Origin of the sequence: Lacinutrix sp. (genome assembly GCF_023299985.1) — a bacterium.
In the GTDB taxonomy this organism is placed as follows: domain Bacteria; phylum Bacteroidota; class Bacteroidia; order Flavobacteriales; family Flavobacteriaceae; genus Lacinutrix.
Genome location: NZ_JALZVX010000180.1, coordinates 1 through 4,558 on the forward strand (window position 1 = coordinate 1; position 4,558 = coordinate 4,558).

General features: G+C 31.2%; 5 protein-coding genes. 3 read left to right on the top strand and 2 right to left on the bottom strand.

Translation table 11 applies throughout. The features are described from left to right. Positions 1 to 1,683, top strand: a 1,683-nt coding sequence (gene dnaG / locus Q0C58_RS09720) for a DNA primase (RefSeq protein WP_290700692.1), incomplete at its 5' end; no start/stop codon positions are given. Here dnaG and Q0C58_RS09725 read toward each other — a convergent pair. Both Q0C58_RS09725 and nadE read right to left on the bottom strand, forming a co-directional pair. Then, positions 1,678 to 2,304: a response regulator transcription factor gene (locus tag Q0C58_RS09725; RefSeq protein WP_290700694.1), complete on the bottom strand. Its 627-nt coding sequence runs from the start codon at positions 2,302 to 2,304 to the stop codon at positions 1,678 to 1,680. The two genes, dnaG and Q0C58_RS09725, sit on opposite strands and share 6 nt — an antisense overlap. 104 nt (positions 2,305 to 2,408) lie before the next feature. Beyond that, complete coding sequence (gene nadE / locus Q0C58_RS09730) at positions 2,409 to 3,197, bottom strand: NAD(+) synthase (protein ID WP_290700696.1); 789 nt, start codon at positions 3,195 to 3,197, stop codon at positions 2,409 to 2,411. A 72-nt stretch (positions 3,198 to 3,269) separates the two neighbouring features. On the opposite strand from nadE, the gene gldB reads away from it, so the two are divergent. Next, positions 3,270 to 4,244: a gliding motility lipoprotein GldB gene (gene gldB / locus Q0C58_RS09735; protein WP_290700698.1), complete on the top strand. Its 975-nt coding sequence runs from the start codon at positions 3,270 to 3,272 to the stop codon at positions 4,242 to 4,244. Beyond that, a partial coding sequence (gene gldC, locus Q0C58_RS09740) for a gliding motility protein GldC (protein ID WP_290700700.1) occupies positions 4,244 to 4,558 on the top strand: 315 nt, incomplete at its 3' end. The genes gldB and gldC, both read left to right, overlap by 1 nt.

Here is a 4,558-nt window from a genome sequence, read left to right on the forward strand (position 1 = left end):
GAAATAGAAGAAACCCAACGTACTAACGAAGAGAAACAAGCACAAGACAAACGCGAAAGTCTTTATTTAGTTAGTGAGTATGCCAATACTTATTTTAAGCACATTTTACATAAAACAGATAAAGGCAAAGCCATAGGCTTAAGCTATTTTAAAGAACGAGGTTTTACAGATGAAACCATAAAAAAGTTCGACTTAGGTTATTGTACAGATGCCTGGAGTGCTTTTACAGACGAGGCTATAAAAAAAGGATATAAACTAGAATTTTTAGCAGGTACAGGCTTAACTATAGATAAAGGAGACAAGCAATTCGATAGGTTTAAAGGTCGTGTTATGTTCCCAATACAAAGCATGAGTGGTCGTGTTTTAGGTTTTGGTGGACGTATTTTAACTAACGATAAAAAGGCTGCCAAATACTTAAATTCTCCAGAGAGCGATATTTACCACAAAAGTAAAGTACTCTATGGTATTTACCATGCAAAACAGAGTATTGCTAAGGAAGACAATTGCTATTTAGTAGAAGGTTATACAGATGTAATACAATTTCACCAAACAGGAGTTACTAATGTGGTTTCTTCTTCTGGAACAGCATTAACTAGCGATCAAATTAGATTAATAAACAGACTTACAAAAAACATTACTGTGCTTTTTGATGGTGATGCAGCTGGATTGCGTGCGTCTGTAAAAGGTATTGATCTTATTCTAGAACAAGGTATGAATGTTCGTGTTTGTACTTTTCCGGAAGGCGAAGATCCAGATAGTTTTGCTAAAACAAATACACTAGAAGAGTTAAAGCATTATCTAGATGAGAATGCTAAAGATTTTATTCAGTTTAAAGCTTCACTTCTATTTGAAGATTCTAAAAACGATCCTATAAAGAAGGCAGACACTATTAGAGACATCATTAATAGTATTGCTAAAATTCCAGACCGTATTAAACGAGAAGTTTATATCCAAGAATGTTCAAGAATTATGGATATTAGCGAAGGCGTACTATTTAGCACACTCGCGCAACTTACTCAAAAAGAGGCTAACGATCAAGCTAAACAGCAGCAGAAACCACAACAAGCGTTTGAAATTATTAAACATGAACAGCCTGTAAAAAAGGTGGATATACAATACGTTTTAGAACGAAAAATTATCGAAATACTCCTACTCTATGGTAATAAAACCGAAGATTTTGAAGATCTTGTTTTAAAAGAAAACGATAAAGGTGTTTTAGTTTCAGAACAAGTAATACACCAAACTAAAGTGTTTGAAAAAGTATTTCTAGACTTGCAGGACGATGAGATGGAATTTTCTAACGAACAGTTTAAAAACCTGTATTACAAGATTATTGAAACGCTAAATCAAAATCCAGAATTCTCATCAGAGCAATTTATTAATAATACAGATGATGAAATCAATAATGAAATTACTACTATTTTAATGGAAGATGAGCGTTATTTTCTATCAGATTGGAATAGAAAAGATATTTATCCTAAGTTAAAAACAGACAGCGTAGCGCAACTAGTTAGTGAAACTATTTTAAGTCTACGTTGCCACTTAATAGATAAAAAAGTTATTGGTTTCCAACAACAAACCTTAGAGAATAAAAACGAAGTAAATAAAAGTATACTAGAAGAAGTAAAAGACTATTCTGGTTTAAAAATGTTGTTATCTAGAAAATTAAATCGTGTATTATAGTTGCATAGTATTAGATTGATTTACTAAATCTACTAAATTATCTACCTTCAACTTTTTCATTAATCGTGCTTTATAAGTACTTACCGTTTTTTCATTAATTTGAAGTTCTTTAGCAATATCTTTATTACGCTTACCAGAAGCTAATAATTTTAACACTTCTACTTCTCTTGTAGATAATTTTTTATAAAACGAACTTCCGTTAATTCCTTTAGAGTCTTTATTTAAACGCTGCAATAAAGAATCGCTTAAATACATACCGTCTTTATAAACTTTTAAAATAGCCTCTCTAATAGTAATTATTCCAGCGGTTTTTGGTATAAATCCATCTGCTCCAGCTTTAATAGAACTTACAGCATATACATCTTCAGATTGAGAACTAAACATAATAACTTTAGTATCTGGAAATTCACTTTTAATACGTCTAATTGCGGTTAGACCGTTAAGTTTGGGTAAATCTATCTCTGTTAATACGATATCAACAGGTGTGTTTTTGAGAAATTCGAAGATAGCCTCTCCATTATTAACACTACCTACAAACTTTATATCACGTGTTACGTTAAATACAAGTTCTAGACCTTTGCTAACAATAGGATGCTGATCAACAACTAGAAGTTTGACCATAGTTTTATAAGTTTTGTTTTATATTTTAAGGTATCAAACTTAAATATAAAAACATAAATGTAACAGCACTACAAAGGTACGAAATATTATAGTACTAATAGTGATTACTTATATTCACTAGGGATTTCGCAAACAGGAATTGGTATCATCTTGTGTTTATTAGAGTTATTATAACGTTTATAAATATTAAAGACTTCTTTTTCTCTTCCAGTTAACTCTTTTTCTGTAATACCATTCTCACTTTTTAACATTGCCCACTCTAATTCTGGATACGAAGCACCTATTTGGTCTTCATCACTTCTAGCATCTCCAAAAAGACCATCGCTTGGAGCAGCTTTCATTATAGAAACTGGAACTTTAAGAAAATCACCTATTCCATAAACCTCACTTTTTAGTAAATCTGCAATTGGGCTTAAATCTACTCCTCCATCTCCATATTTAGTATAAAAACCAACACCAAAATCTTCAACTTTATTTCCTGTTCCAGCTACTAACAAACCTAACAATCCTGCATGATAGTATAATGTAGTCATTCTTAAGCGTGCTCTAGTATTAGCCAATGCCATATCTACAATTGCTTGTTCTCCCTCTAAAGAAACTTCTGTTTTAAACTCTTCAAAAACAGGAGTTAAATCTGCTTGTATATCACTAACGTTTGGAAAACGCGCTTTTAATTGTTTAATATGTTCTTGCCCTCTAGAAACATGACTTGCAGCTTGATGAATTGGCATTTCTACACATAAAACCTTTAATCCGGTTTTAGCACATAATGTAGAAGTTACTGCAGAGTCTATTCCGCCAGAGATTCCAACAACAAATCCATTAACCTTTGCGTTATTAGCATAGTCTTTTAACCAATTAACAATATGATTTACCACCTTTTCTGTTTCCATTTTTTGAAGTATTTAAAACAAAGAATAGTACCTTTGCCTAACAAAAATAAAGCAAACACTTTAGGAATAAAAATGAAACACCTTTTGAAACCTATTTATTTTATAATAATCTCTTTTTTAAGTATCCTTTCTTGTGAAAAGGAAGATAAAACTGAAGCTGAAATTTCTAAAATAAACATTGAGTTTACTATTGAAAGATTTGACAAAGCTTTTGCTCAAGCTACTCCTGAAGAGCTACCAAAATTAAAGAAAGCATATCCTTTTATGTTTGCAAAAAAGTATGGAGATTCTTTTTGGTTACAGCAAATGAAGGATACTTTACAATTAGAATTGCAAAGCGAAACTATTAAAAAGTATAAAAATTTAAATACTGAGAAAACAGAAATAGAATCTTTATTTAAACACTTAAAATATTATTTCCTTGAGTTTAGCACGCCAAGAATAGTTAGTGTAGCCTCAGATGTTGATTATAGAAATAAAGTTATTGTAACAGATACTATAGTAATATTACCATTAACTAATTATTTAGGTGGAGACCATTATTTCTATCAAGGTATTCAAGAATATATAGCAAAAGACTTAAAACCAGAATTTATGGTAGTTGATATCGCTAACAAATACGCTAAACATTTCACCTTCCAACAGCGTAGAAAAACTTTTTTAGACGATTTAATTTACGAAGGAAAACTTTTATACTTTAAAGATAAGGTAATTCCGTTTAAAACTAATGCACAAAAACTAAATTACACAGAAGATCAATACAACTGGTCAAAAGCTAATGAGGAATATATTTGGCGCTATTTTGTAGATAAAGAAATACTTTATAGTACAGATACAAAACTGCCAAATCGCTTTATTAATCCAGCACCATTCTCTAAGTTTTATCTAGAACAAATAGATAGCGAATCTCCAGGCGAAATTGGGAAATATATTGGCTGGCAAATAGTACGCCAATATATGGATAAGAATACAATCTCTTTTAAACAAATGCTAACAAAAAGCGCAGAAGAAATATTTGATAACGCAAATTATAAACCAAGAAGATAATGGCAAATATAAAATCTAAAATCACTTTAAACGTAGAATTAGACGAAAATAGAGTACCAGAAAAAATTAACTGGACAGCACAAGATGGTGGGATTACAAATGCAGATGCTAAGGCGATGATGCTTTCTGTTTGGGATAGTGCAGCTCAAGAATCATTACGTATCGATTTATGGACAAAAGACATGCCTGTAGATGAGATGAAAGTATTCTTTCATCAAACTTTAGTTGCTATGAGTAGTACTTTTAATCGTGCAACACAAGATGAAAAAATGACTGCTACAATGAAAGATTTTTGTGATTATTTTGCTGAAAAA

Bases quoted from the DNA above. Each gene is read 5' to 3' on its own strand.
- Q0C58_RS09725 (WP_290700694.1), bottom strand. From the start codon at position 2,304: ATGGTCAAACTTCTAGTTGTTGATCAGCATCCTATTGTTAGCAAAGGT.
- nadE (WP_290700696.1), bottom strand. From the start codon at position 3,197: ATGGAAACAGAAAAGGTGGTAAATCATATTGTTAATTGGTTAAAAGAC.
- gldB (WP_290700698.1), top strand. From the start codon at position 3,270: ATGAAACACCTTTTGAAACCTATTTATTTTATAATAATCTCTTTTTTA.